Here is a 22,155-nt window from a genome sequence, read left to right as displayed (position 1 = left end):
GAAAGGAAAATAAATTGGTAAACAAAAAAGACATCCGTATTTTGGCTTTTGAAAGTTCGTGTGATGAGACTTCGACATCTGTTGTAAAAAATGGCAGAGAAGTGGAAAGTTTGATAGTAGCTACTCAAATTAAAAGCCATCAACGTTTTGGGGGTGTTGTTCCTGAGGTTGCTAGTCGTCATCATATTGAAGTTATTACACAAATAACCAATGAAGCACTGAAAGAAGCACACGTAGCTTGGAAAGATATTGATGCAATTGCGGTAACCTATGGACCTGGTTTGGTAGGTGCCCTTTTAATTGGTGTTAGCGCGGCAAAAGCTGCTTCAATGGCTACGGGTATTCCTTTAATTGGCGTTGATCACATCATGGGTCACATTATGGCAGCTCAGTTAAAGGAAGAAATCTCTTATCCGGCTCTTGCTTTGCAAGTTTCTGGAGGTCATACAGAGATTGTATTGTTAAAAGATTCAACCCACTTTGAAATAGTTGGCGATACAAGGGATGACGCGGCTGGAGAAGCTTATGATAAAATTGGCCGAGTTTTGGGGGTCAATTATCCAGCTGGTAAAACTATTGATGAATGGGCTCAGAAAGGAAAGGATACCTTTGAATTTCCGCGGGCAATGATTAAAGAAGATGATTATGATTTTTCTTTTTCTGGTTTAAAGAGCGCTTTTATTAATACCTATCATCACGCTGAACAAATTCATCAAGACCTGAATAAATATGATTTGGCTGCCAGTTTCCAAGCTGCAGTGATAGATGTCTTGGCTACTAAAACTATTAGAGCAATTAAACAGTATGCTCCAAAAACTTTTATTATGGGTGGAGGGGTTGCCGCTAACCATGGTTTACGTGAAAGAATGAACCATGAAATAGCAAACCTGCCTCGGAATTTACAACCGAAAGTAATTTTGCCAGAGTTAAAGTTGTGTGGAGATAATGCTGCAATGATTGGTGCTGCGGCCTATAACTTGTACCAAGAAGGAAAATTCGCTGATCTTACTTTGGATGCTGATCCATCTTTAGAATTACCTTACGCATCAGAAATGCTACAATAAAATAAATAATATCAGGATTAAGACAAAATCCATACGAAAAAAGGCGTTGAGTTCAACGTCTTTTTGCTGTTCTGAAAATAGTTTTTTCCCAGACTCTTTATTATCTCTTAAAAATCTTTGTAGAAAGCAATCAAGTTGTATTTGTCACAGGGATTAAAATTACAACTCTCATAAAACATGCGCGTTTTAACGGTATTTTCTGTCAACAAAACTTTTTGTCTAATAGAATCATATTTCTTTAGCACGCTATTGATTAATTTCGTACCAATTCCTTGTCTTTGATAAGCAGGTTTAACAAGTAAATCTTGGATATAAATGATGGTCAGACCATCACCAACTACTCTGATTAATCCAACTAACTGGTTTTGATCATAAGCGCCAATAGCAAAAAGCGAATTTGCAACTGCTTTTTGCAGTTGCCGAGGGTTTTGCGTGTAAGAACTCCAACCGACGCTTGTGTATAAATTGATAAGTTGTTCCATAGCGATATTTTTGTCAGCTATATATTTCATTTTTATTCCTCCTTAATTAATTAATAATTAAAGAGCAGTGCGTAATTTTTCCATGTGTACCTCTCAATTTATTTTTTATAAAGCCAGTAAAATTACTATCTTTAAGTTTAAACAACTACAATTTTAAAAGCAACAGTATAACGATCTTTTTTTGCGTCTGATAATTATTACGTATTTATAAATAAAAAGAAAATTTTATTAATAGTTAGCGAGGTATTTTCTGCAAGTTAAAAAGTATAGAAACATTAGATAAGAAAGCTAATTTATTCCTATTTTTATTGTGCTTACTTAATATATTATTTTAATCAAAGCTATCCAGTTTATTCAATGCATTTTCCCAAGCATCATTTGCATCGTCCAGTTGTTTTTGTACAGCGCTAAGCTGTTCTTGCAAGGGACCTAACTTGTCAAAATTAGTGGCAATTGCTGGATCAGCCATTTGAGATTGAATATCTTTTTGCTCTTTTTCCAGTTTTTCAATTTTATTTTCGGTATTTTCAACTTCTCTTTGCAATTTACGCTTTTGTGAATCGCGCAACTTTTGCTCCTGATAGGACAATTTATTTTTATTTTGTTCAGGTTCTACTATTTCTCTATTCTCGGATGATTCATTTTTTGAGGCTGAGTCTTGCTTATTCTTTTCATCTAGATAATAACTATAATCACCTTCATATACTTGAGCAACACCGTTTTTAATTTCTACAATCTTATTTGCTAACTGATTGATGAAGTAGCGGTCGTGAGAAACGAAAAGTAAAGTACCATCATAGTTCTGTAGTGCCTGTTCTAAAACCTCCTTGGCTTCGAGATCCAAGTGGTTTGTGGGTTCATCCATCAATAAAAAATTATTATGCTCAAGCGACAAAACTGTTAGGGTTAATCTCGCTTTTTGACCACCGGAAAGTTGACCTACAGTTTTATCAATATCTTTTGCCGTAAACAAAAAACTGGCTAAAATCGACCTCACATCTTTTTCAGGCATTGTTTTATGACGGTCCCAAACTGTATCGATTACAGTTTTACCTGGATCAAGCCCTTGCAGTTCTTGATCATAGTAGCCGATGTCTAACGAAGCTCCATATTTGATTGAACCTTTTTTCGGTTTTAACTCCTTCATAACGGTTTTTAGTAAAGTTGATTTACCAATACCATTTTGACCAATAACGGCTACACGGTCACCTTTATTAATTTGCAGAGAAATACCGTGAACCATTGTTTTTGTGGGATAGCCAATAGTTAAATCACGTAAAATTAGCACTTCTTTACCAGATGGCCGCTCGCTTTGAAAATTAATGCGTACTTTGCTTTTGTGTTTTGGCGGATTAATTCTTTCCATTTTCTCCAATTGCTTGCGCCGGCTTTGTGCTCTCTTAGTAGTTTTGGCTCTGACAATATTTTTTTGAATAAATTCTTCGTCTTTTTTGATTTTTTCTTGCTGCTTTTCGTATGCTTCTTCTTGTTGACGGTCACGTAATTGACGTTCAGCGACGTAGGCAGAATAATTTCCTTTAAACACAGTTAATTTGCCAAATTGCAATTCAAAAATCTGTGTTGCTAAATTATCCAAAAAATATTGGTCGTGAGAAACTACCAAAATGGCACCAGAATAGTTTTTAAGGTAATTTTCAAGCCAGTCTAGTGTGTCTAAATCCAGATAGTTGGTAGGTTCATCAAGCAATAATAATGGGGGTTTGCGCAATAACAACTTAACAAAAGAAAGCCGCGTTTTTTCTCCCCCAGAAAGGCTGCCGACCTTTTTAGTCCAAGTTGCTTCTGGAAAGTTAAAGCCATTCAAAACACTCTTGATATCAGCCTGGTAGGTGTATCCTCCCTGTTGTTCGAAGCTATATTGCAACTGATCATATTGTTTTAGCAGGTCCTTTTTTTGCGGATTTGCAGACATTTCTTCTTGTAAATCCCTTATCTTTTTACCCATATTAATTAGGGGAGTAAAAACGGACAGCATTTCATCCCAAATAGTTTTATTTTCATTTAAATCATTTTCTTGGGCAATATAGCCGACATCTATATTTTTATTGATGGTAAAGTCGCCATGTGTGGCTTCTTCTTCGCCGGTCATAATCTTAAGCAAGGTCGTTTTACCGACACCATTTGGTCCAATGAGACCTATTCTTGCATTTGAGTCAATTGAAAAATTGACATTTTTAAATAATGTGTTGGCACCGAATTGTTTTTCTAAATCGTGCCCTTGAGCAATTATCATAATTTTTCACCTAGAAACCATTTTAGCATACGTAGCAAAATTCTTGTGGGAGAGTTTGATTGACAAATATAAGAAATAAATGTAAAAAAGAAGCATTTTTGCATTTGAAAGGGTAAAAATACAAATTTCTATTATCAACCTGTTACTATTATGCTAAAATTTGATAGATTGTGAAAAAAATATTTGCAAATAGCGCAAATTTATAGATAAAATAGTAGTAATTGCTGAAAAATTCACAAAACAAAATATATTCTTAATCAAGTTGGAGGCTTTTTAAATGGAAAAAATCAAAATACCCACAGCTACGGCTAAAAGATTGCCGCTATATTACCGCTACCTGATAATTTTAAATGAGGCTGGTAAAGAAAAGGTATCCTCAACTGAATTATCTGAGGCTGTTCAAGTAGATAGTGCTTCAATCAGACGTGATTTTTCATACTTTGGTGCATTGGGCAAACGGGGCTATGGTTATGATGTAAAAAGTTTGCTTTCCTTTTTTAAAAAGATTTTAAATCAAGATACCTTAACAAATGTTGCCCTGGTTGGCGTTGGTAATTTAGGCCATGCGTTATTAAACTATAATTTCAAACGTACAAACAATATTCGTATTTCATGTGCTTTTGATATAGATGATAAAATTACAGGCAAGATTCTCAGTGGCGTGCCTGTTTATGACATGAGTGAACTAAAAAAACAGCTTAGTGACCAACAGATTTCTATTGCAATTTTGACTGTTCCTTCCACGACAGCACAAAAGACTGCTGATGATATGGTTGAAGCCGGTATTCGAGGAATTATGAATTTCACGCCAATTCGTTTGTCTGCTCCAAGTGGTATTAGAATCCAGAACGTTGATTTGGCAACGGAATTACAAACTCTAATTTACTTCCTTGACTCAGATAAGAAAAAGTAGGTATAAAAATACAATTAGCACTTTTTTACTCAAAGTGCTAATTTTTTCTTGCATTTTTTATGAAAAGGGGTTATTATCATAAATGTAAGTTAGCACTTGATGAATAGGAGTGCTAATGACACGTAAAATAGATTAATAATTTAATTTTAGGAGGGACAAACGTGTTACAACCAATTGGTGATCGCGTGATCGTTAAAGTTAAAGAAGAAGAAGAGAAAACTGTAGGCGGAATCGTCCTGGCTTCTAATGCTAAACAAAAGCCAACAGAAGGTGAAGTTGTAGCTGTTGGTGAAGGCAGTTATGCTGAAAATGGCAGTAAAATTCCTATGACTGTTAAAAAGGGTGACGTTGTTTTATATGACAAATATTCAGGCACTGATGTCAAATACGATGACGAAAAGTATTTAGTCCTTCATGAAAAAGATATTTTAGCAATTGTTAAGTAATTAAGGAGCGCAGAAAAATATGGCAAAAGAAATTAAATTTTCAGAAAAAGCAAGACGTTCCCTGTTAAAGGGCGTTGACAAATTAGCTGATACTGTTAAGGCTACAATCGGTCCTAAGGGTAGAAATGTTGTTTTAGAGCAATCGTACGGCAACCCTGACATCACAAACGATGGTGTAACTATTGCCAAAGCAGTTGAGTTAAAAGACCACTATGAGAATATGGGTGCCAAGTTAGTTGCAGAAGCAGCACAAAAGACCAATGACATAGCTGGTGACGGTACTACCACTGCTGTTGTTTTGACTCAAGCAATCATTCGTGAAGGCATGAAGAACGTGACTGCTGGTGCTAACCCTGTAGGTGTTCGCCGCGGTATTGAAAAAGCTACTAAAGCTGTAGTTAACGAATTACATAAAATTAGTCACACTGTTTCTTCAAAGGACCAAATTGCTCAAGTTGCTTCAGTATCTTCAGCTTCAAAAGAAGTTGGTGACTTGATCGCTGATGCTATGGAAAAAGTTGGTAATGATGGTGTTATCACTATTGAAGACTCACGTGGTATCGAAACTGAATTATCAGTAGTTGAAGGTATGCAATTTGACCGTGGCTACCTTTCACAATACATGGTAACTGATAATGACAAGATGGAAGCAGATCTTGACAATCCATACATTTTAATCACTGATAAGAAGATTTCTAACATTCAAGACATTTTGCCATTGTTACAAGAAATTGTGCAACAAGGCAAATCACTCTTGATCATTGCTGATGATGTTTCTGGTGAAGCATTACCAACTTTAGTTTTGAACAAGATTCGTGGTACCTTTAACGTTGTTGCTGTTAAAGCTCCTGGCTTTGGCGACCGTCGTAAAGAACAACTGCAAGATATTGCAGCTTTAACTGGTGGTACAGTTATTACTGAGGACTTAGGTCTTGAGTTAAAGGACACTAAGATTGATCAATTAGGTCAAGCTCGTCGCATTACTGTAACCAAAGACTCAACTACCATTGTTGATGGTTCTGGTTCTGACGAAGCTATTAAAGATCGTGAAGATTCCATTAGAAAACAAATTGCAGAGACTACTTCTGACTTTGATAAGAAGAAATTACAAGAGCGTCTAGCTAAATTAACTGGTGGTGTTGCCGTTATTCATGTTGGTGCTGCTACTGAAACTGAATTGAAAGAACGCAGATACCGCATTGAAGACGCTTTGAACTCCACTCGTGCAGCCGTTGACGAAGGTTATGTTGCTGGTGGTGGTACTGCATTAGTAGACGTTAAGGATGCTGTTAAGGATCTTAAAGGTGATAATGCTGATGAACAAACTGGTATCAACATTGTCTTAGAAGCTTTAACTGCTCCAGTTCGTCAAATCGCTGACAATGCTGGTGAAGACGGCTCAGTTATCTTGAACAAACTTGAAGGTCAAGAAAATGAAGTAGGCTACAATGCAGCTAATGGCAAGTGGGAAAATATGGTTGAAGCCGGAATTATTGACCCAACTAAGGTAACCCGTACTGCTTTACAAAATGCTGCTTCAATTGCTGCTTTGCTCTTAACTACTGAAGCTGTTGTTGCTGAAATACCAGAAGATAAACCTGCTGCTGATCCTAATGCTGCAGGCGCTGGCAATCCAGGTGTGATGTAATTTAGTTTTTATTAGTTAATTAATAAATCCTACTAGCAATCCTGTGGGGCTTGCTAGTAGGATTTTTTTGTTACAATTCATTTTTAGTTTATCTTGGTTAAGATTATTTACTTGAAAGGAACATTAGTGGAATATTTAAGTTTGTTGGGTATTGTAGTTATAGTGTTAGGGTTTGCCTTGGGACTTGATACAATAGCTGTAGTCGTAATTTCTGCTTTAGTTACGGCATTAGTTTCAGGAATAGATTTTACCTCATTTTTGACAATTCTAGGTAAAGGATTTATGGATAACAGAATGGTTTCTCTTTTCTTTCTCACTTTGCCAACTATTGGAATTTTAGAAAGACATGGTTTAAAACAAGCCGCTGTTAATTTAATTAAAAAAATGAAGAAACTGACACCTGGTCGTATATTCGATATTTATCAGGCCATTCGTGAAATTGCCGGTGCCTTTGGTATTTCATTACAAGGACACGTCCAGTTTATTGCACCATTAATTAATCCAATGGCGCAAGCGGCCGGTAAGGTTAATAGCGAATTGACACCTTTAGAAGTAGATCAAATCAAAGGTAGAGCTGCTGCAACAGAAAATTTTGGTAATTTCTTTGCGCAAAATCTGTTTGTGGCCTCATCAAGTGTTTTACTTATTGCAAGTACGATGAAATCGCTGGGTCATCCTGTAGATCCATCTGGAATAGTTTTATATACTTTCCCAGTCGCAATTATCAGCTATATTTTATGCTTGTTCTACAATCACGCATTTGACCAAAAGCTAATGAAGAATAAAGAAAAATAGGAGAAATAATGGAAACTATAATTAATAACATTTTACTCGCATTCTATATTTTAATTGGCCTTTTTTTCCTCGCTGCTGCTATTGAATCTTGGCGTGATCAATCTAATCCAGTCCGCTGGGGTACTGGAATATTTTGGCTTTTGTTTGCAGTACTTTTCTGTGCTGGACAGTGGTTGCCAAATGCAATTAATGGTGGCATTATCCTGATCATTGCTTTATTATCTTTGTTTAAACAAGTGCGTGTAGGACACATAAAGGATTTAAATGAAAAAGTTGCTCAAAAAACGGTTAAACGCATTGGCAACTGGATTTTCTTACCAAGTATCCTGCTGGCAGTTTTAGCTTTGGTCATAGCCCAATTTACTAATTTAGGTGGTCAAGTAGGTATCGGTGTAGCAGCTATTGTTTCACTTGTTGTTGCACAAATTTTGACTAAATCAAATACCAAAATAGTCTACGAAGATACACAAAGAATGGTCCGTTCTGTTGGTTCTGCCGGCATTTTACCACAACTACTTGCAACTTTAGGTGTGGTATTTACAGCTTCAGGTGTGGGACAAGTGACGGCTAAAGCTATTTCCGGGCTTTTTCCTATTGGAAACCACTTATTAGGAGTTGCACTTTATTGTATTGCTATGGCACTATTTACAGCAATAATGGGTAATGCATTTGCTGCGTTTGCAGTTATTACAGCAGGGATTGGTATACCCTTCGTTGTGGCCCAAGGTGGCTCACCGATTGTAGTTGCAGCACTGGGAATGACATCTGGATATTGCGGCACATTGCTTACTCCAATGGCAGCCAATTTCAATACATTACCAGTTGCTCTTATGGAAATGAAAGACCAACTAGGCGTAATCAAGCAACAATTTCCGATCGCAATCAGCATGTTGCTCATTCAAATTGTTCTAATGTACTTTTTAGCATTTTAAGATAGTGAGGAGAGAAGATAATGAAAATTCTTGTAACAGGTTTTGATCCCTTTGGTGAAGATGAAATTAATCCTGCAATTGAGGCAGTTAAACTACTGGATGATGAAATCGCTGGTGCACAAATTATAAAACTGGAAATACCAACTGTTTTCGGTGATTGTGCCGACGTGGTTCATGAGGCTATTCTTAAGGAAAAACCAGATTATGTGTTAAATATCGGACAAGCTGGTGGTCGTTATGCTTTGACTCCAGAGCGCGTAGCTATCAATTTTGATGATGGACGTATTGCTGATAATAAAGGCTATCAACCAATTGCCAGTCCTATTCATGAAGATGGTCAAAACGCATATTTTACACAACTTCCTGTTAAAGCCATGGCACGAGCAATTCGTGAAATCGGATTGCCAAGCTCTGTTTCAACAACTGCAGGAACTTTTGTCTGCAATCATATTATGTATCAAGTGCAGTATATGATTGATAAGGAATTTCATAATTTAAAAGCTGGATTTATGCATATTCCATATTTACCTGAGCAAGTTGTTGCTAAACCTGAAACTCCATGTCTTAGCCTAGCAGATGATGTCAAAGGCATTACTGCTGCAATTACCGCAATTGTGAAAATGGATGGCAAAAAAGATTTACAGAGTATTGAAGGTCACATTGCTTAAATTTTTTAAACAGAAAGCAATTATTGCAACTAAAAAGCATATTGTGAAAAGAGATCGTTTTACTTGCGGTCTTTTTTCTTTTAACAAGAAGTTTAGCGTATAATAATAACAGTAATGCAGAAAAGAAGGGGAATAATGGCGCAAACAAACCTGACTCCGATGATGGAGCAATATCACGAAATTAAAAAGCAATATCCGGATGCTTTCCTTTTTTATCGGGTGGGCGATTTTTACGAATTATTTGAAGATGATGCAGTCAAAGGTGCGCAAATTTTGGAATTAACGCTGACTCACAGGTCAAATAAAACTGAAAATCCTGTTCCCATGGCGGGAGTCCCGCATGTAGCTGTTCAATCTTATGTAGATACTTTAGTTGAAAAAGGCTACAAAGTAGCCTTGTGTGAACAACTTGAAGATCCTAAAAAAGCTAAAGGAATGGTTAAACGGGGCATAATTCAACTTGTGACTCCGGGAACTTTGATGAATGACAAGCCCAGTGAAGCCAAGGAATCGAATTATCTGACATCAGTTGTGACTACTAAAAGTTGCTTTGGACTGGCATACAGTGACTTATCTACCGGTGAAATTTATGCCACACATTTAAAGAGTTTTGCGGCTGTTTCAAATGAACTATTGTCATTGCGTACCCGTGAAGTCGTTTTTAATGGTCACTTAAGTGACAAGGATAGTGATTTTTTTCATAAAGCAAATATTACTATTTCAGAGCCAGTAGAACTGACTGGCAAACATGCGGAGATTTCCTTTGCTGAACAAAATTTAACTAATTCTGCCGAAAAAGCTGCTGTAAAACAACTTGTAGGTTATTTATTGCAGACGCAGCGCCGCAGTTTAGCCCACTTACAAGTAGCAAAAAGTTATGAAGTCAATCAATATTTGCAAATGTCTCATACCGTACGGGATAATTTAGAGTTAACAGCATCTGCGAAAACCGGCAAAAAAATGGGTTCCCTTTTTTGGGTTCTGGATAAAACGCACACTGCAATGGGTGGACGGTTGTTAAAACAATGGCTGGCTCGGCCACTCTTGTCAGTTGAGCAGCTAAATAAACGGCAAGAAATGGTGCAGGCCTTAATTGATGAATATTTTACGCGAGAAAATATTAACGATGCTCTAAAAGGGGTTTATGATCTGGAACGTTTAACTGGACGAATTGCTTTTGGCAATGTCAATGCCCGCGAGTTATTGCAGTTGGCTCACTCTCTCAATGCCGTGCCAACGATTTTGACAGCAATGCAAAGGGCGGATAATAAAAATCTGCAAAATTTTGCCAAACAAATTGATCCGTTAAAAGGCATTGCTAAATTAATTACAGATACCATTGTTGATCAGCCTCCAGTTCTGACGACTGAAGGCGGATTAATCAAAGATGGTGTTGATAGTCAATTGGATCGCTACCGGGATGCCATGAATAATGGTAAAAAATGGTTGACTGAAATGGAGCAGGATGAACGGGCCAAAACAGGAATTGAAAATTTAAAAGTAGGTTACAACAAGGTCTTTGGCTATTATATTCAGGTTACAAATTCGAATAAGGGCAAAGTACCTTCAGATCGTTATACCCGTAAGCAAACTTTGACCAATGCTGAACGATATATTACACCTGAACTTAAAGAACATGAAAATCTGATTTTAGAAGCACAGACCAAATCGACGGATTTGGAATATGATTTGTTTGTGAAATTAAGAGAAGAAGTTAAGAAATATATTCCTGCCTTGCAAAAGTTGGCTGGACAAGTGGCAGAGCTCGATGTTTTCTGCTCTTTTGCTCAAGTAGCCGAGGACAACAATTACTGCCGACCACAATTCCATACTGATAATCAGGATGTTAAAGTTATCATGGGCCGTCACCCTGTAGTTGAACAGGTCATGAAAGCAGGCTCTTTTATTCCTAACGATGTAAAATTAACAGAAAATACGGACATTTTTCTGATAACAGGTCCTAATATGTCAGGGAAAAGTACTTATATGCGACAAATGGCGCTTATTGCCGTGATGGCTCAAATTGGTTCGTTTGTGCCAGCAGATAGTGCTGACTTGCCGATTTTTGACCAAATTTTTACCCGGATTGGGGCAGCAGACGATCTGATTTCTGGTCAAAGTACCTTTATGGTTGAAATGACTGAAGCAAATGATGCTTTACAACATGCCACTAAACGCAGCTTGGTTTTATTTGATGAAATCGGGCGGGGAACAGCCACTTATGATGGTATGGCTCTAGCTGGTGCTATTGTCCAGTATCTGCACGATGAAGTTGGAGCCAAAGTTTTATTTGCGACGCACTTCCACGAGCTAACAGCCTTGGAACAGACTTTGCCTCATTTAAAGAATATTCACGTGGGAGCAACCGAAGAAAACGGCAAGTTGATTTTTCTTCACAAAATTTTACCTGGACCAGCTGATCAAAGTTATGGCATCCATGTTGCTCAACTTGCCGGGTTACCGCGAAAAGTTTTACGCAAAGCTACCAAGTTGCTTAATAGGCTTGAAGCTCAAGGAAGTAATTTGGGCCCAGCTTCCACGCAGCTGGATTTGTTTAGTTCAGTTAGTGAAACAGAAGAAGCTGAGCCTGTTGAAACACCATTAGATTCCAAGGATGAATTAACTGATAAAGAAAAAGATATCTTAGATGAAATTTCTAATCTTTATTTAGCTGATCAGACGCCTTTGCAAGTAATGCAGCTAGTCGAAAACTGGCAGGAAGATTTAAAGGATGAGAACTAGTCATGGCAAAAATACATGAGCTTTCTGTCAACCTCTCTAATCAGATAGCAGCCGGAGAAGTAATTGAACGACCTGCTAGCGTGGTAAAAGAACTGGTTGAAAATGCAATTGATGCAGGTAGCAGCAGAATTAGAATTGAATTCACTGATGCCGGATTAAAGCAAATTGTAGTTCAAGATAACGGCTCCGGAATTGATAGCGATCAGATTGATCTTGCTTTTACTAGGTATGCGACCAGTAAGATTGCAAATGAGCATGACTTATTTAATGTCAATACATTAGGTTTTAGGGGCGAAGCCTTAGCCTCAATTGCTGCAGTCAGTCATGTCGAAATTTTAACTAATTCTGCTAATGAAATAGGTACGCGCGCCGAGTTTGCGGGTGGAGTTAAAAAAGCACAGGAGGATGCCGCTGCCAGAAAAGGTACACAGATTACTGTTAAAGACTTATTTTATAACACGCCGGCGCGATTGAAATATTTACGTAGTCCGAGAACTGAAATTATGAAAATCGTGGATATTATTAATCGGATTGCGTTAGGTTATCCTGAAATTGCATTTACATTGATGAACGAAGGTCGCATATTATTAAGGACTGCTGGCAACAATAACTTACGGCAAACGGTTTCTAGTGTTTATGGCAGAAATATTGCTGAAAAAATGTTGTCTTTTAAAGGCAGTGACAATGACTTTGAAGTAAGTGGCTTAATTTCTAACCCTGAACTTACCAGATCTACGCGTAATTTTATTTCCATTTTACTTAATGGTCGTTACATTAGAAATTTCAAATTAGCTAGTGCAGTGATGGCTGGTTATGGTAATAACCTTGCTGCTAAACATTATCCGATAGCTGTTGTTAAGATAAAAACTGATCCGCTTTTGGTAGATGTCAACGTGCACCCCACAAAAAGAGAGGTACGTTTATCCAAAGAAACTGAATTAAGTCGTTTAATAACAAATGCAATCAGCACTGTGCTTTTGAAAAATGAAAGAAAATCTGATGCTATCAGCAATTTAAATAATGCTACGGAGGATACTTTAGTTGATCAGTTAAAATTTAATTTAAATAAAAACGTGGTTGAAACTAACAGACCTGAAACTCAAGCTGACCAAATTAATGAAACGGTACCTGAAAAAATCCAGCATATACAGCATGCACAGTACGTGAATTTAGATATTCCGCGAGATGATGATCGATATTTGATTACTGCAACTTGGACAGATAATGTAAAAAAGCAATGTCAGTTGACCCCTTTTACCAGTAAGCAATCTAATAGTGGGATAATTTCTACAGGGGATGAATTACTGGCAAGTAGTTTACCCGAGCTAAGTTTTGTAGGTCAGACTAAAGTATATATTATTGCTGCAAGTAATGATGACCTATATTTAATTGATCAGGTTGCCGCTAGAAGACTGCTTTCTTTTAAAAAGATTATGCTCGAGTTGTCTAGTTCTAAAATTAGCCAGCAAGGTTTACTGAGTCCTTTAATTTTGGAATTTGGCAATTTAGATTTTCTACAAATAAAAGATAAGTTGGCAGACATTCAAAAAATTGGCATTTTTTTAGAAGACTTTGGGCAAGATACCTTTATCTTGAGGTCTTATCCCACTTGGTTAGGCAAAGACGTCGAACATTCTGTGCGTACAATTTTAGACACGTTTTTAAACATAGATGACAGTGATTCTCAAAATTTAATTAAAAGAATAGCAGCAGACCAAGCTCAAAGGGAAGTTGCAGGGCGCAAAAAATTGACATCTGCAGATTGTGGCGAAATTTTGACAAATTTGAGGCAAATTTCTGATCCGTATCATGATGCAAAGGGTAATTTGGTAATTGTGCGCCTAAGGAAAAAAGATTTACGCAAAATGTTTAAGAAAGATTAACAACAAATGTATGAATATTTAAATGGTAATATTACTCTAATCAAGCCAGATTTTATAGTAGTTGACGTAAATGGAGTTGGCTACAAGGTCTTTAGTCCCTCACCATATGCATACCAAGAAGGACAAAAAGTGCGAGTTTTTATCGAACAAATTGTGCGAGATACAGGAGTCACTTTATATGGTTTCCAGACTGAAGATGATAAAGGATTGTTTTTAAAGCTTTTAAGTGTCAGTGGTATCGGACCAAAGTCTGCTTTAGCAATTATGGCTGCTGAAGACAGTAATTCTCTAGCCGAAGCAATTGAACAGGGTGAGGTGAAATACTTAACTCGTTTTCCAGGTGTAGGTAAAAAAACAGCTTCACAAATTGTCCTTGATTTAAAAGGTAAATTAGGAGACTATGTCAATAAAGCAAATAAAGAAGCTTTAGCAGAAGTAACCCCAGAATTAAATGATGCTTTGTTAGCTTTACTTGCACTAGGTTATACTAAAAAAGAAGTAGACAGGATTACACCGGCTTTAATAGAAGAGGAAAAGACAACAGCAGATCAGTACATCAAAAAGGGATTGTCTCTTCTCTTAAAGAAGTAAATCTTGTTATAATGAAAATAACGATTTAAAAGGAAGTGAGACAGTTGGCAGAAAATAAAAATGAGATAGTTTCTGGTGAAGCTCAAGGCTCAGAAGAAGAACAGGCCGAATTTTCACTGCGTCCCCAAACACTAGATGAATATTTGGGACAAAAACGGGTAAAAAAAGAAATGGCAGTTTATATAAAAGCTGCTAAAAAAAGAGACGAAGCACTGGATCACGTTCTATTATATGGTCCGCCTGGATTGGGAAAAACAACTTTAGCATTTGTAATAGCGAATGAACTAGGTGTTCATTTGAAAAGCACTAGTGGACCTGCAATTGAAAAGGCTGGTGATTTAGTTGCCTTGCTAACTGATCTTAATCCTGGTGATATTTTATTTATTGATGAAATTCATCGCTTGGCCAAACCAATTGAAGAAGTTCTTTACTCTGCTATGGAAGATTATTATGTCGATATCGTAATTGGTGAAGGGCAGACTACTCACGCGGTTCATGTCCCCTTGCCACCTTTCACTTTAGTCGGCGCAACTACTTTGGCTGGGCAATTGTCCGCACCATTGCGCGGACGATTTGGTATAGTGGAACACTTGCAGTATTATACGGTTGATGAGTTAGAAAAAATTATCTGTCGTTCAAGCAAAGTTTTTAATATTGATATTGAACCTCAAGCAGCACACGAATTAGCACGCAGATCTAGGGGCACGCCCCGTGTGGCTAACAGGTTATTACGCAGAGTGCGTGATTTTGCTCAGGTCAAAGGAGAAGAAGTTATTTCTTTTGCGACTACCAAAAGCTCACTGCAACAATTGCAAGTTGACGATGAAGGGCTTAATCAGACTGATCGCAAAATTTTGCGTGTGATTATTGAAAATTATCATGGTGGTCCGGTAGGAATCAGGACTTTAGCGGCAAATTCGGGTGAAGACGTTGAAACTATCCAGTCACTGTACGAACCATATTTAATGCAAAATGGCTTTTTATTAATGACTCCAAGAGGAAGAATGGTCACTGAGAAAGCTTACGTTCATTTAGGCTTGCCCTTGCCAAACAAATAATGCAATTGTTCGTTATTTTTTGTATAATTAATATTTAGACAATGAGTAATTTTAATTTGAGGAGTGTAACATTGAATAATTTATTTTTAGCTAATGCTAATAATGGAAGCGGAAGTTTGTGGACAATCATTATCTTTGTTGTTTTGATTGCTTTGATGTATTTTACTATGATCAAACCCCAAAAAAAGCAACAGCAAAAGAAAATGGAAATGATGAATCAATTGAAGAAAGGTGACAGCGTCATCATGATCGACGGTCTTCACGGTAAAATTGATTCTGTTAATACTAAAGACAAAACTGTGGTGCTTGATGCAGATGGCATTTATTTAACCTTTAGTAGAATGGCGGTACAGCAAATTCTGCCAGGCAATGCGACCAATGCTGAACCGGCTGCTACCTCTGAAAGTGCTGACAAAACTGAAGAAGCAAAGCAAAGTGAACCGACGACAGATCAAAAGCCGGATCAGCCTGCTGAAAAACCAGCTGAAGAAAAGCCAGCTAGTTCAGCTGCTGAAACACCGGACAAGTCAAAATAAAGTGGTTAAAAAGTGCCTTTAAGGCACTTTTTTATTACCAAAATTAGTAAACAAATATTGGCAAATATTGCTCAAAGCGCGAGTTTAACGGCAAAATAGTATAAAATAAAGTTAGTGTAAAAAGATAGCAGAAAGGATTTTTTCATGAATAACATTCCGGTAATTATGATTATCTTTGGTGGGAGTGGAGATTTAGCTCATAGGAAGTTATATCCTGCACTGTTTAATTTATTTGAACAAGGTTTAATTCACGATAATTTTGCTGTGATCGGCACGGCTCGTCGTCCATGGTCACATGAATATTTGCGCGACCAAGTGAGTGACGCTGTGCACGAAACACATAATGAAGTGGATGAAAATGATTTAGCTGCGTTTGCCAGTCATTTTTACTATCAGTCTCATGATGTGACAAATGTGGAACACTATGAAACCTTGAAAAATTTGGCGCAAGATCTTGACGATCGATATAGTGCACAGGGAAATCGTATTTTCTACATGGCGATGGCTCCTAAATTCTTTGGGACTATTGCTGAACACATTAATGATCAACATTTAACTAGTTCGGGTTTTAACCGCATTGTTGTTGAAAAGCCTTTTGGTCGTGATCTTGCCACGGCAGAAGAGTTGAACAAGCAAATAACTGAATCTTTTGCTGAAGATGATATCTTTCGGATTGATCATTATTTGGGTAAGGAAATGATTCAGAATATTTTGCCAATGAGGCTGACCAATCCTTTGATTAAAAATATTTGGAATAATCATAATATTAAAAACGTTCAGGTCACTTTGGCTGAGCAACTTGGAGTTGAGGCTCGAGGTGGCTATTACGAAACAGCAGGAGCTTTGCGCGATATGGTACAGAACCATATTTTTCAGATAATTACGTTGCTCGCAATGCCGGAACCTAAAGATCTAACTTCGCAAAGTATCCACAAAGCAAAGCAAGAACTGCTTGATAGTATGATAATTCCCACAGAAGATGAAATTGCACGACACTTTGTAAGGGGACAATATCTCGGCAGTGATGTTACATTTGGCTATCGTCAAGAACCCAATGTTGCTGAGGATTCTCATACGGAAACCTATGTAGCAGGTGAAGTAAAGTTTAAAAAGGGGCCACTGGCAGATTTACCAATTTATTTTAGAACTGGTAAAGAAATGAGAGAAAAGAAAAATAGGATTGACATTGTTTTAAAGCATATGTCGAATCAGTATGGCATGGCTCATTCAAATAATATTTCAATCATTATAGATCCGCAGATGCAGATTTTTATTACTATTAACGGTAAAAAAATCAATGAAACTGGAATCAGACGTGAGAATTTAAGCTACGGACTTACAAGTGAAGAGCAAAAACAGGTGCCAGATGGTTATGAACGTTTGCTGCATGATGTTTTTGTAAATGATTCGACTAATTTTACTCACTGGAGTGAACTAAAAAACTATTGGAAATTTATTGACCATGTTGAAGAAGCTTGGCAAAAAGAAAACGAACAGGGTCAAGAACCTGAACAATATTTGCCCTACAGAATGGGTCCTAAATCAGCTGCTAAAATTTTTGAGTCACCGACAGAACGTTGGATTTATGAGTAATTTTGACGATGGCCTTTTGCCTAAAAATGATACACATAGAAAAATTATTCACCTTGATATGGATGCTTTTTATGCGTCTGTAGAAACACGTGATCATCCCGAATTAAAAAATAAGGCACTGGTAATTGGTCAGGATCCGAGAAATTATCACGGTCATGGTGTGGTTGCAACAGCTAATTATATTGCTCGTCAATACGGTGTGCACTCTGCTATGCCATCGATTAAGGCATTAAGACTGATACCGAAAAATAAATTGGTATTTTTGAGCCCAAATTTTACCAAATATCATAGTGTTTCTGCAGAAATACATCAGTTGATGCATGAAATTACTGATAACGTCCAATCTATCGCGCTTGATGAAGCGTATTTGGATGTAACTGAAAACAAATTAGGGATAACCTCTGCGTTGCAGATTGCAATTAATCTTCAGAAGAAAATAAAAAAAGAAGTTGGTCTTAACTGTTCTTTTGGCGTCACATATAACAAATTTTTAGCAAAAATGGGTTCTGAGTATTCGAAGCCATTCGGGCGCACTGTTATTTTGCCAGATGAAGCCAAAAAATTTTTAGCAAAACAAAAAATTGCTCAGTTTCATGGTATCGGTCCAAAAACTCAAGCAAAATTAGCAGAAATGGGCATTTTTACAGGTCATGGGTTGCAAAAAATGCATGTTCGTGATTTAATAAAACACTTCAACCGTATGGGATACTTAATGGCTGAACACGCCAACGGTATTGATTTATCACGAGTAATTCCTGATGATGAGCGTAATCGCAAATCTATTGGTATTGAACGATCCTATGAACCTAGTGTTTACAATGAGCAAACTGCACTGACAAATTTGCGTAATTATGTTAATGATCTGGCTGATAAGCTAATTGAACGAAATTTTTATGCCAATACTGTTGTTTTAAAAATTCGCAACAGTGATTTCAAGACTGTTACTAAAAGGCGTAAACTTGATCATGCTACTAATAATCCATTAGAGTTATACAATGTTGCTAAAGAACTTTTTGATCCTATTTCCAGTTCATTTTTAAATGATGGAATAAGACTTTTGGGTGTGACTGCTACAGATTTTACAGAAGCAGACTATGAAAATATGGATTTAGATTTGTTTACTCAATAAAAAATTGTTATTAGGCTGGAATTTATATAAGTAATAAAGGAGTTTAGATATGAATACTTTTACCGAAATATATCAAAAAATCACACAATATGACACCATTATTTTACATAGACACACTAGTCCAGACCCAGACGCTTTAGGTTCTCAGGCAGGACTTGCACGTTCTTTAAAGCTGCAGTTTCCCAATAAGCGTATTTTATGCGCGGGTCAAAATGATGAAGGCGATCTAGCATGGATCAATCATATGGATCAAGTGACTGAAAAAGATTATGAAGGAGCTCTTGTAATCACCACAGACACAGGAAATACTGCCCGTATTTCAAATAAATTATATAGCAAAGGCGATTTTTTAATTAAAATTGATCATCATCCCGATGTTGAACCATATGCTGATATGAGTTTTGTTGATGATCAGGCTCCTGCTGCTTCACAAATTATAGCAGACTTTATTATTACTGAAAAAATGCCACTTACTGCAGAAGTTGCTTATCCCCTTTATGCTGGAATAGTGGGTGATACCGGTAGATTTATGTATCCTGAAACAACAGATCGTACTTTTAAAATTGCGGCTAAATTGGCAGCGACCGGAATTAATATTAATGAAATTGCGCGTAATATCAGTGATGTTACCTTCGAACAGGCAAAATTACAGGCCGAAGTTTTGGAGTATATGAAAGTCGATGCTAGTGGTGCAGCCTATGCTATTCTGACTCAGGATACACTGCATAAATTGGGTGTAGATTCAGAACAAGCTTCATGTACTGTTTCTACTCCCGGTCGAATTAAGGATATCATTGCCTGGAATGTTTTTGTTGAAAAACCAGACGGTACATTCAGAGTCCATTATCGTTCAAAGGGACCAGTAATTAACGAATTAGCAGCAAAACATGATGGAGGCGGTCACGCTTTAGCAAGTGGAGCTAACGCAAAAGACATGGCGGAAGTGAAACAAATTTTCGCAGAACTAGTTCAGGTAACCAAGGAATATCAAGAGGAACATGAATAATATTTTTGAAAATGAACAGATAAATCCAGCAATTAGACAGGGATTAAAAAAGATTAACTTTGTTAAACCTACTGAAGTGCAGGAAAAAGTGATCCCTGTTTTAATGGCACACAAAAATGCTGTAGTGCAAGCAGTTACCGGTTCAGGTAAAACTCACGCCTTTTTGATTCCTGTTATGAATGAAATTGACGAGAATCTTCAATTTACTCAGGCAATCTTGACTACGCCTAGTCGTGAACTTGCCCAGCAATTGTATCAAGTAGCCCGCCAGTTAAGGGACGCTTCCGGTTTAGACATTACCATTGCACATCTAGCTGGCGGTACCGACCGTGAGCGACAAGTCGATAAGATTTCTAGCCATAAACCTCAGATTGTAGTTGCCACTCCCGGCAGACTACATGATTTCGTTGAAAAAAAGATTTTGCCATTAGATTATGTCAAAAACTTTGTTATTGACGAAGCCGATATGACTTTGGACATGGGCTTTTTGAGTGAAATTGATTTTATTGCTCAAAGATTGCCCCAAAATTGTGTTTTAACTGCTTTTTCGGCTACAATTCCGGTTAAGTTGGCTAACTTTTTACGTAAATACATGGCAAAGCCTGAAACTATTATCATAGATAATCCCACCGTTATCTCGCCAACGGTCAAAAACGATTTGCTTGATATTGGCTCAAAAAGTCGTAAAAAAGTACTCTATCAATTATTAACAATGGGTCAACCGTATTTGGCACTTATTTTTGCTAACACAAAGCAAACTGTTGATGAACTGGCAGAATTTCTCATTAATCAGGGCTTAAAAGTGGCTAAGATTCATGGTGGAATAACTGAACGCGAACGTAAAAGAACTATGCGTGAAGTAGAAGCCGGACAATACCAGTATGTAGTGGCAACTGATTTAGCCGCACGTGGCATAGATATTGAAGGTGTCAGCCTGGTTATTAATTATGAAATCCCCCGTGAATTAGAATTTGTGATTCACCGTATTGGTAGAACCGGACGAAATGGGATGAGTGGTCATGCCGTTACCTTAATTCGTGAAGAAGAAATGAATCAAATTCTTAAGCTGGAAAAAATGGGGATTCATTTTGATTTTGTCGAAATTAAAGATAATTCTCTCATATCACGGACACATTATCATAACCGCAAATTAAGAAAATCAACTTCTCAAGGACTTGATAATAAGGTGAGAGGAATGGTAAAAAAAGCGCAGAAAAAACGTAAACCAGGCTATAAGAAAAAGATTAAAAGAGCTATTCAGCAAGACAGAGCTCAAAAAAATAAAATTGAGCAGCGTAGTAAAATTCGTAAGGCAAAGCGACAAAGAAAAGATAGGCGCGATAATCAAACTTAATTTTAAATAAAAATCAAATTTAACTTATTATCTGAAAACCAGCCTACGATTTTAGTAGTTGTTGGTTTTTTATTTAGAGGATAAATTAAAGTATGTTGCCTTTTTAAGTGCTTTTTTAGCTTTTAAAAATAACATCATTTTTTTCCAAGATAGTATTGCTCGTCATGCCTATTATTGATATACTTATGATACTATAAGTAGGAGCGATCAATATGAGCTTAACAAAGACTGAGCAAGTTCTCCTGTTGGAGCTGTCAAAATATAGAGTTTATAAGTACACTGTAACTAAGTTTTGTAAGAAGTTAAATATAAATCGTGGGGTTTTTTATACAAAATACCGCAATATTTGTGATTTATTTACTTCAGTTTTAACTCTGCAAACTAGGCGGACATTGCGAAGTGTAGATGGCGAAACGATGGACCGGATGTTTTACCGCATGTTGCTGAAAATAAAAGAGAATAAAATATTCTATATTAATCTCAATAGGATTGCACAAGATCCACCAGAATTTTATCGTGTTTTGCGAAAAGAATATGCTATAGCAATAGAAAATTACATGCGACCTAGAGGTCCATTTTCAGTTCGCAAAGTGGAATTAGTAGCAAACGGAATTTATGCTATTGTTTTTAACTGGGTGGTAGATGAATGCCGACATGATATCAGGGATGTATACCAGAGTATCCATTTATTATTGGTTCATATTGAGCAATCAATAAAAAAAGCTGACTGAATTAATTTTTTTTGTAAAAAATACTTGCAAAAAAGAAAAATAATTGCTAGTATTAATAACTGTCGTCGGGCAATGAGCCGCAAGGCAAGAGGCCCCGGTGGCCGGCAAAAAAATCGAGCAAAAGCAGTTGACAAAAGCGAGCTGCTTTAGTAAGATAATAAACGCTGTCGGGCAAGACGGCAAAAAGGTCCCAGAAAAAAGTGCTTGACAAAAGGGCACGGATCTGGGAAAATAAAAAAGCTGTTTTAAAGAGGCAGCAGGTAGTACCTTGAAAACTGAACAATGTTTTCGCAAAAATGTGCGGGTTTAACAGAACCCAAAACAAAAGAG

General features: G+C 37.0%; 20 protein-coding genes. 17 read left to right on the top strand and 3 right to left on the bottom strand.

Annotated elements, in window-relative coordinates; genetic code table 11:
* The first annotated feature begins 14 nt into the window (after positions 1 to 14).
* Positions 15 to 1,064 carry a tRNA (adenosine(37)-N6)-threonylcarbamoyltransferase complex transferase subunit TsaD gene (gene tsaD / locus LDM92_RS02745; protein ID WP_223901953.1) on the top strand — a complete coding sequence of 350 codons (1,050 nt, stop codon included), beginning with the start codon at positions 15 to 17 and terminating at the stop codon, positions 1,062 to 1,064.
* A 107-nt stretch (positions 1,065 to 1,171) separates the two neighbouring features.
* On the opposite strand, the gene LDM92_RS02740 is transcribed toward tsaD, so the two are convergent.
* Both LDM92_RS02740 and LDM92_RS02735 read right to left on the bottom strand, forming a co-directional pair.
* Entirely contained in the window at positions 1,172 to 1,576 is a 405-nt protein-coding gene (locus LDM92_RS02740) for a GNAT family N-acetyltransferase (RefSeq protein ID WP_223901952.1), read from the bottom strand.
* 301 nt (positions 1,577 to 1,877) lie between these two features.
* On the bottom strand, positions 1,878 to 3,800 hold the full coding sequence (locus LDM92_RS02735; RefSeq protein WP_223901951.1) for an ABC-F family ATP-binding cassette domain-containing protein: 1,923 nt from the start codon (positions 3,798 to 3,800) through the stop codon (positions 1,878 to 1,880).
* Between the two features lie 277 nt (positions 3,801 to 4,077).
* Here LDM92_RS02735 and LDM92_RS02730 point away from each other — a divergent pair, with 277 nt between their 5' ends.
* The 16 genes from LDM92_RS02730 (at position 4,078) to LDM92_RS02655 (ending at position 21,825) form a co-directional block, all read left to right on the top strand.
* Positions 4,078 to 4,713, top strand: a complete 636-nt coding sequence (locus LDM92_RS02730; RefSeq protein WP_045928377.1) for a redox-sensing transcriptional repressor Rex — start codon at positions 4,078 to 4,080, stop codon at positions 4,711 to 4,713.
* A gap of 161 nt (positions 4,714 to 4,874) precedes the next feature.
* A complete protein-coding gene (gene groES, locus LDM92_RS02725; protein WP_034980276.1) occupies positions 4,875 to 5,159 on the top strand; it encodes a co-chaperone GroES in 285 nt (94 codons plus the stop codon).
* A gap of 19 nt (positions 5,160 to 5,178) precedes the next feature.
* Entirely contained in the window at positions 5,179 to 6,807 is a 1,629-nt protein-coding gene (gene groL / locus LDM92_RS02720) for a chaperonin GroEL (protein WP_223901950.1), read from the top strand.
* Between the two features lie 126 nt (positions 6,808 to 6,933).
* Entirely contained in the window at positions 6,934 to 7,602 is a 669-nt protein-coding gene (locus tag LDM92_RS02715) for a DUF969 domain-containing protein (protein WP_045928375.1), read from the top strand.
* An 8-nt stretch (positions 7,603 to 7,610) separates the two neighbouring features.
* The gene (locus LDM92_RS02710) at positions 7,611 to 8,534 is read left to right on the top strand and encodes a DUF979 domain-containing protein (protein ID WP_223901949.1); all 924 of its coding nucleotides are present in this window, start codon (positions 7,611 to 7,613) and stop codon (positions 8,532 to 8,534) included.
* A gap of 20 nt (positions 8,535 to 8,554) precedes the next feature.
* The gene (gene pcp, locus LDM92_RS02705) at positions 8,555 to 9,202 is read left to right on the top strand and encodes a pyroglutamyl-peptidase I (protein WP_223901948.1); all 648 of its coding nucleotides are present in this window, start codon (positions 8,555 to 8,557) and stop codon (positions 9,200 to 9,202) included.
* A 159-nt stretch (positions 9,203 to 9,361) separates the two neighbouring features.
* Positions 9,362 to 11,944: a DNA mismatch repair protein MutS gene (mutS, locus tag LDM92_RS02700; protein WP_223902192.1), complete on the top strand. Its 2,583-nt coding sequence runs from the start codon at positions 9,362 to 9,364 to the stop codon at positions 11,942 to 11,944.
* Positions 11,945 to 11,946: 2 nt separating this feature from the next.
* Complete coding sequence (gene mutL / locus LDM92_RS02695) at positions 11,947 to 13,827, top strand: DNA mismatch repair endonuclease MutL (RefSeq protein ID WP_223901947.1); 1,881 nt, start codon at positions 11,947 to 11,949, stop codon at positions 13,825 to 13,827.
* A gap of 6 nt (positions 13,828 to 13,833) precedes the next feature.
* Positions 13,834 to 14,418: a Holliday junction branch migration protein RuvA gene (gene ruvA, locus LDM92_RS02690; RefSeq protein WP_223901946.1), complete on the top strand. Its 585-nt coding sequence runs from the start codon at positions 13,834 to 13,836 to the stop codon at positions 14,416 to 14,418.
* A gap of 44 nt (positions 14,419 to 14,462) precedes the next feature.
* The gene (gene ruvB / locus LDM92_RS02685; RefSeq protein WP_223901945.1) at positions 14,463 to 15,476 is read left to right on the top strand and encodes a Holliday junction branch migration DNA helicase RuvB; all 1,014 of its coding nucleotides are present in this window, start codon (positions 14,463 to 14,465) and stop codon (positions 15,474 to 15,476) included.
* 71 nt (positions 15,477 to 15,547) lie between these two features.
* Positions 15,548 to 16,012 (top strand): preprotein translocase subunit YajC, encoded by a 465-nt coding sequence (gene yajC, locus LDM92_RS02680; protein WP_223901944.1) that lies wholly within the window; start codon positions 15,548 to 15,550, stop codon positions 16,010 to 16,012.
* A gap of 144 nt (positions 16,013 to 16,156) precedes the next feature.
* Positions 16,157 to 17,605 carry a glucose-6-phosphate dehydrogenase gene (gene zwf, locus LDM92_RS02675; RefSeq protein WP_223901943.1) on the top strand — a complete coding sequence of 483 codons (1,449 nt, stop codon included), beginning with the start codon at positions 16,157 to 16,159 and terminating at the stop codon, positions 17,603 to 17,605.
* Entirely contained in the window at positions 17,598 to 18,734 is a 1,137-nt protein-coding gene (dinB, locus tag LDM92_RS02670; RefSeq protein WP_223901942.1) for a DNA polymerase IV, read from the top strand. Before zwf ends, dinB begins: the two co-directional genes overlap by 8 nt.
* Before the next feature lie 49 nt (positions 18,735 to 18,783).
* Positions 18,784 to 19,740: a DHH family phosphoesterase gene (locus tag LDM92_RS02665; protein ID WP_223901941.1), complete on the top strand. Its 957-nt coding sequence runs from the start codon at positions 18,784 to 18,786 to the stop codon at positions 19,738 to 19,740.
* Positions 19,733 to 21,094, top strand: coding sequence for a DEAD/DEAH box helicase (locus LDM92_RS02660; protein ID WP_223901940.1), 1,362 nt, complete (start codon positions 19,733 to 19,735; stop codon positions 21,092 to 21,094). The genes LDM92_RS02665 and LDM92_RS02660 overlap by 8 nt, the downstream gene beginning before the upstream one ends.
* A gap of 212 nt (positions 21,095 to 21,306) precedes the next feature.
* Positions 21,307 to 21,825: a TetR/AcrR family transcriptional regulator gene (locus LDM92_RS02655; RefSeq protein WP_223901939.1), complete on the top strand. Its 519-nt coding sequence runs from the start codon at positions 21,307 to 21,309 to the stop codon at positions 21,823 to 21,825.
* 52 nt (positions 21,826 to 21,877) lie between these two features.
* Here LDM92_RS02655 and LDM92_RS02650 read toward each other — a convergent pair.
* Positions 21,878 to 22,155, bottom strand: a 278-nt coding sequence (locus LDM92_RS02650; RefSeq protein ID WP_223901938.1) for a hypothetical protein, incomplete at its 5' end; no start/stop codon positions are given.

Source organism: Lactobacillus laiwuensis (genome assembly GCF_019972835.1).
Taxonomy (GTDB): domain Bacteria; phylum Bacillota; class Bacilli; order Lactobacillales; family Lactobacillaceae; genus Lactobacillus; species Lactobacillus laiwuensis.
This window is presented reverse-complemented; position numbering and strand designations above follow the sequence as displayed.

What these genes read in the sequence shown, in the direction of transcription:
- ruvA (WP_223901946.1), top strand. Translation starts at nt 13,834, where the DNA reads ATGTATGAATATTTAAATGGTAATATTACTCTAATCAAGCCAGATTTT.
- LDM92_RS02735 (WP_223901951.1), bottom strand. Translation starts at nt 3,800, where the DNA reads ATGATAATTGCTCAAGGGCACGATTTAGAAAAACAATTCGGTGCCAAC.
- mutL (WP_223901947.1), top strand. Translation starts at nt 11,947, where the DNA reads ATGGCAAAAATACATGAGCTTTCTGTCAACCTCTCTAATCAGATAGCA.
- LDM92_RS02730 (WP_045928377.1), top strand. Translation starts at nt 4,078, where the DNA reads ATGGAAAAAATCAAAATACCCACAGCTACGGCTAAAAGATTGCCGCTA.
- groL (WP_223901950.1), top strand. Translation starts at nt 5,179, where the DNA reads ATGGCAAAAGAAATTAAATTTTCAGAAAAAGCAAGACGTTCCCTGTTA.
- LDM92_RS02660 (WP_223901940.1), top strand. Translation starts at nt 19,733, where the DNA reads ATGAATAATATTTTTGAAAATGAACAGATAAATCCAGCAATTAGACAG.
- LDM92_RS02740 (WP_223901952.1), bottom strand. Translation starts at nt 1,576, where the DNA reads ATGAAATATATAGCTGACAAAAATATCGCTATGGAACAACTTATCAAT.
- LDM92_RS02710 (WP_223901949.1), top strand. Translation starts at nt 7,611, where the DNA reads ATGGAAACTATAATTAATAACATTTTACTCGCATTCTATATTTTAATT.
- zwf (WP_223901943.1), top strand. Translation starts at nt 16,157, where the DNA reads ATGAATAACATTCCGGTAATTATGATTATCTTTGGTGGGAGTGGAGAT.
- LDM92_RS02655 (WP_223901939.1), top strand. Translation starts at nt 21,307, where the DNA reads ATGAGCTTAACAAAGACTGAGCAAGTTCTCCTGTTGGAGCTGTCAAAA.
- dinB (WP_223901942.1), top strand. Translation starts at nt 17,598, where the DNA reads ATGAGTAATTTTGACGATGGCCTTTTGCCTAAAAATGATACACATAGA.
- mutS (WP_223902192.1), top strand. Translation starts at nt 9,362, where the DNA reads ATGATGGAGCAATATCACGAAATTAAAAAGCAATATCCGGATGCTTTC.
- LDM92_RS02665 (WP_223901941.1), top strand. Translation starts at nt 18,784, where the DNA reads ATGAATACTTTTACCGAAATATATCAAAAAATCACACAATATGACACC.
- pcp (WP_223901948.1), top strand. Translation starts at nt 8,555, where the DNA reads ATGAAAATTCTTGTAACAGGTTTTGATCCCTTTGGTGAAGATGAAATT.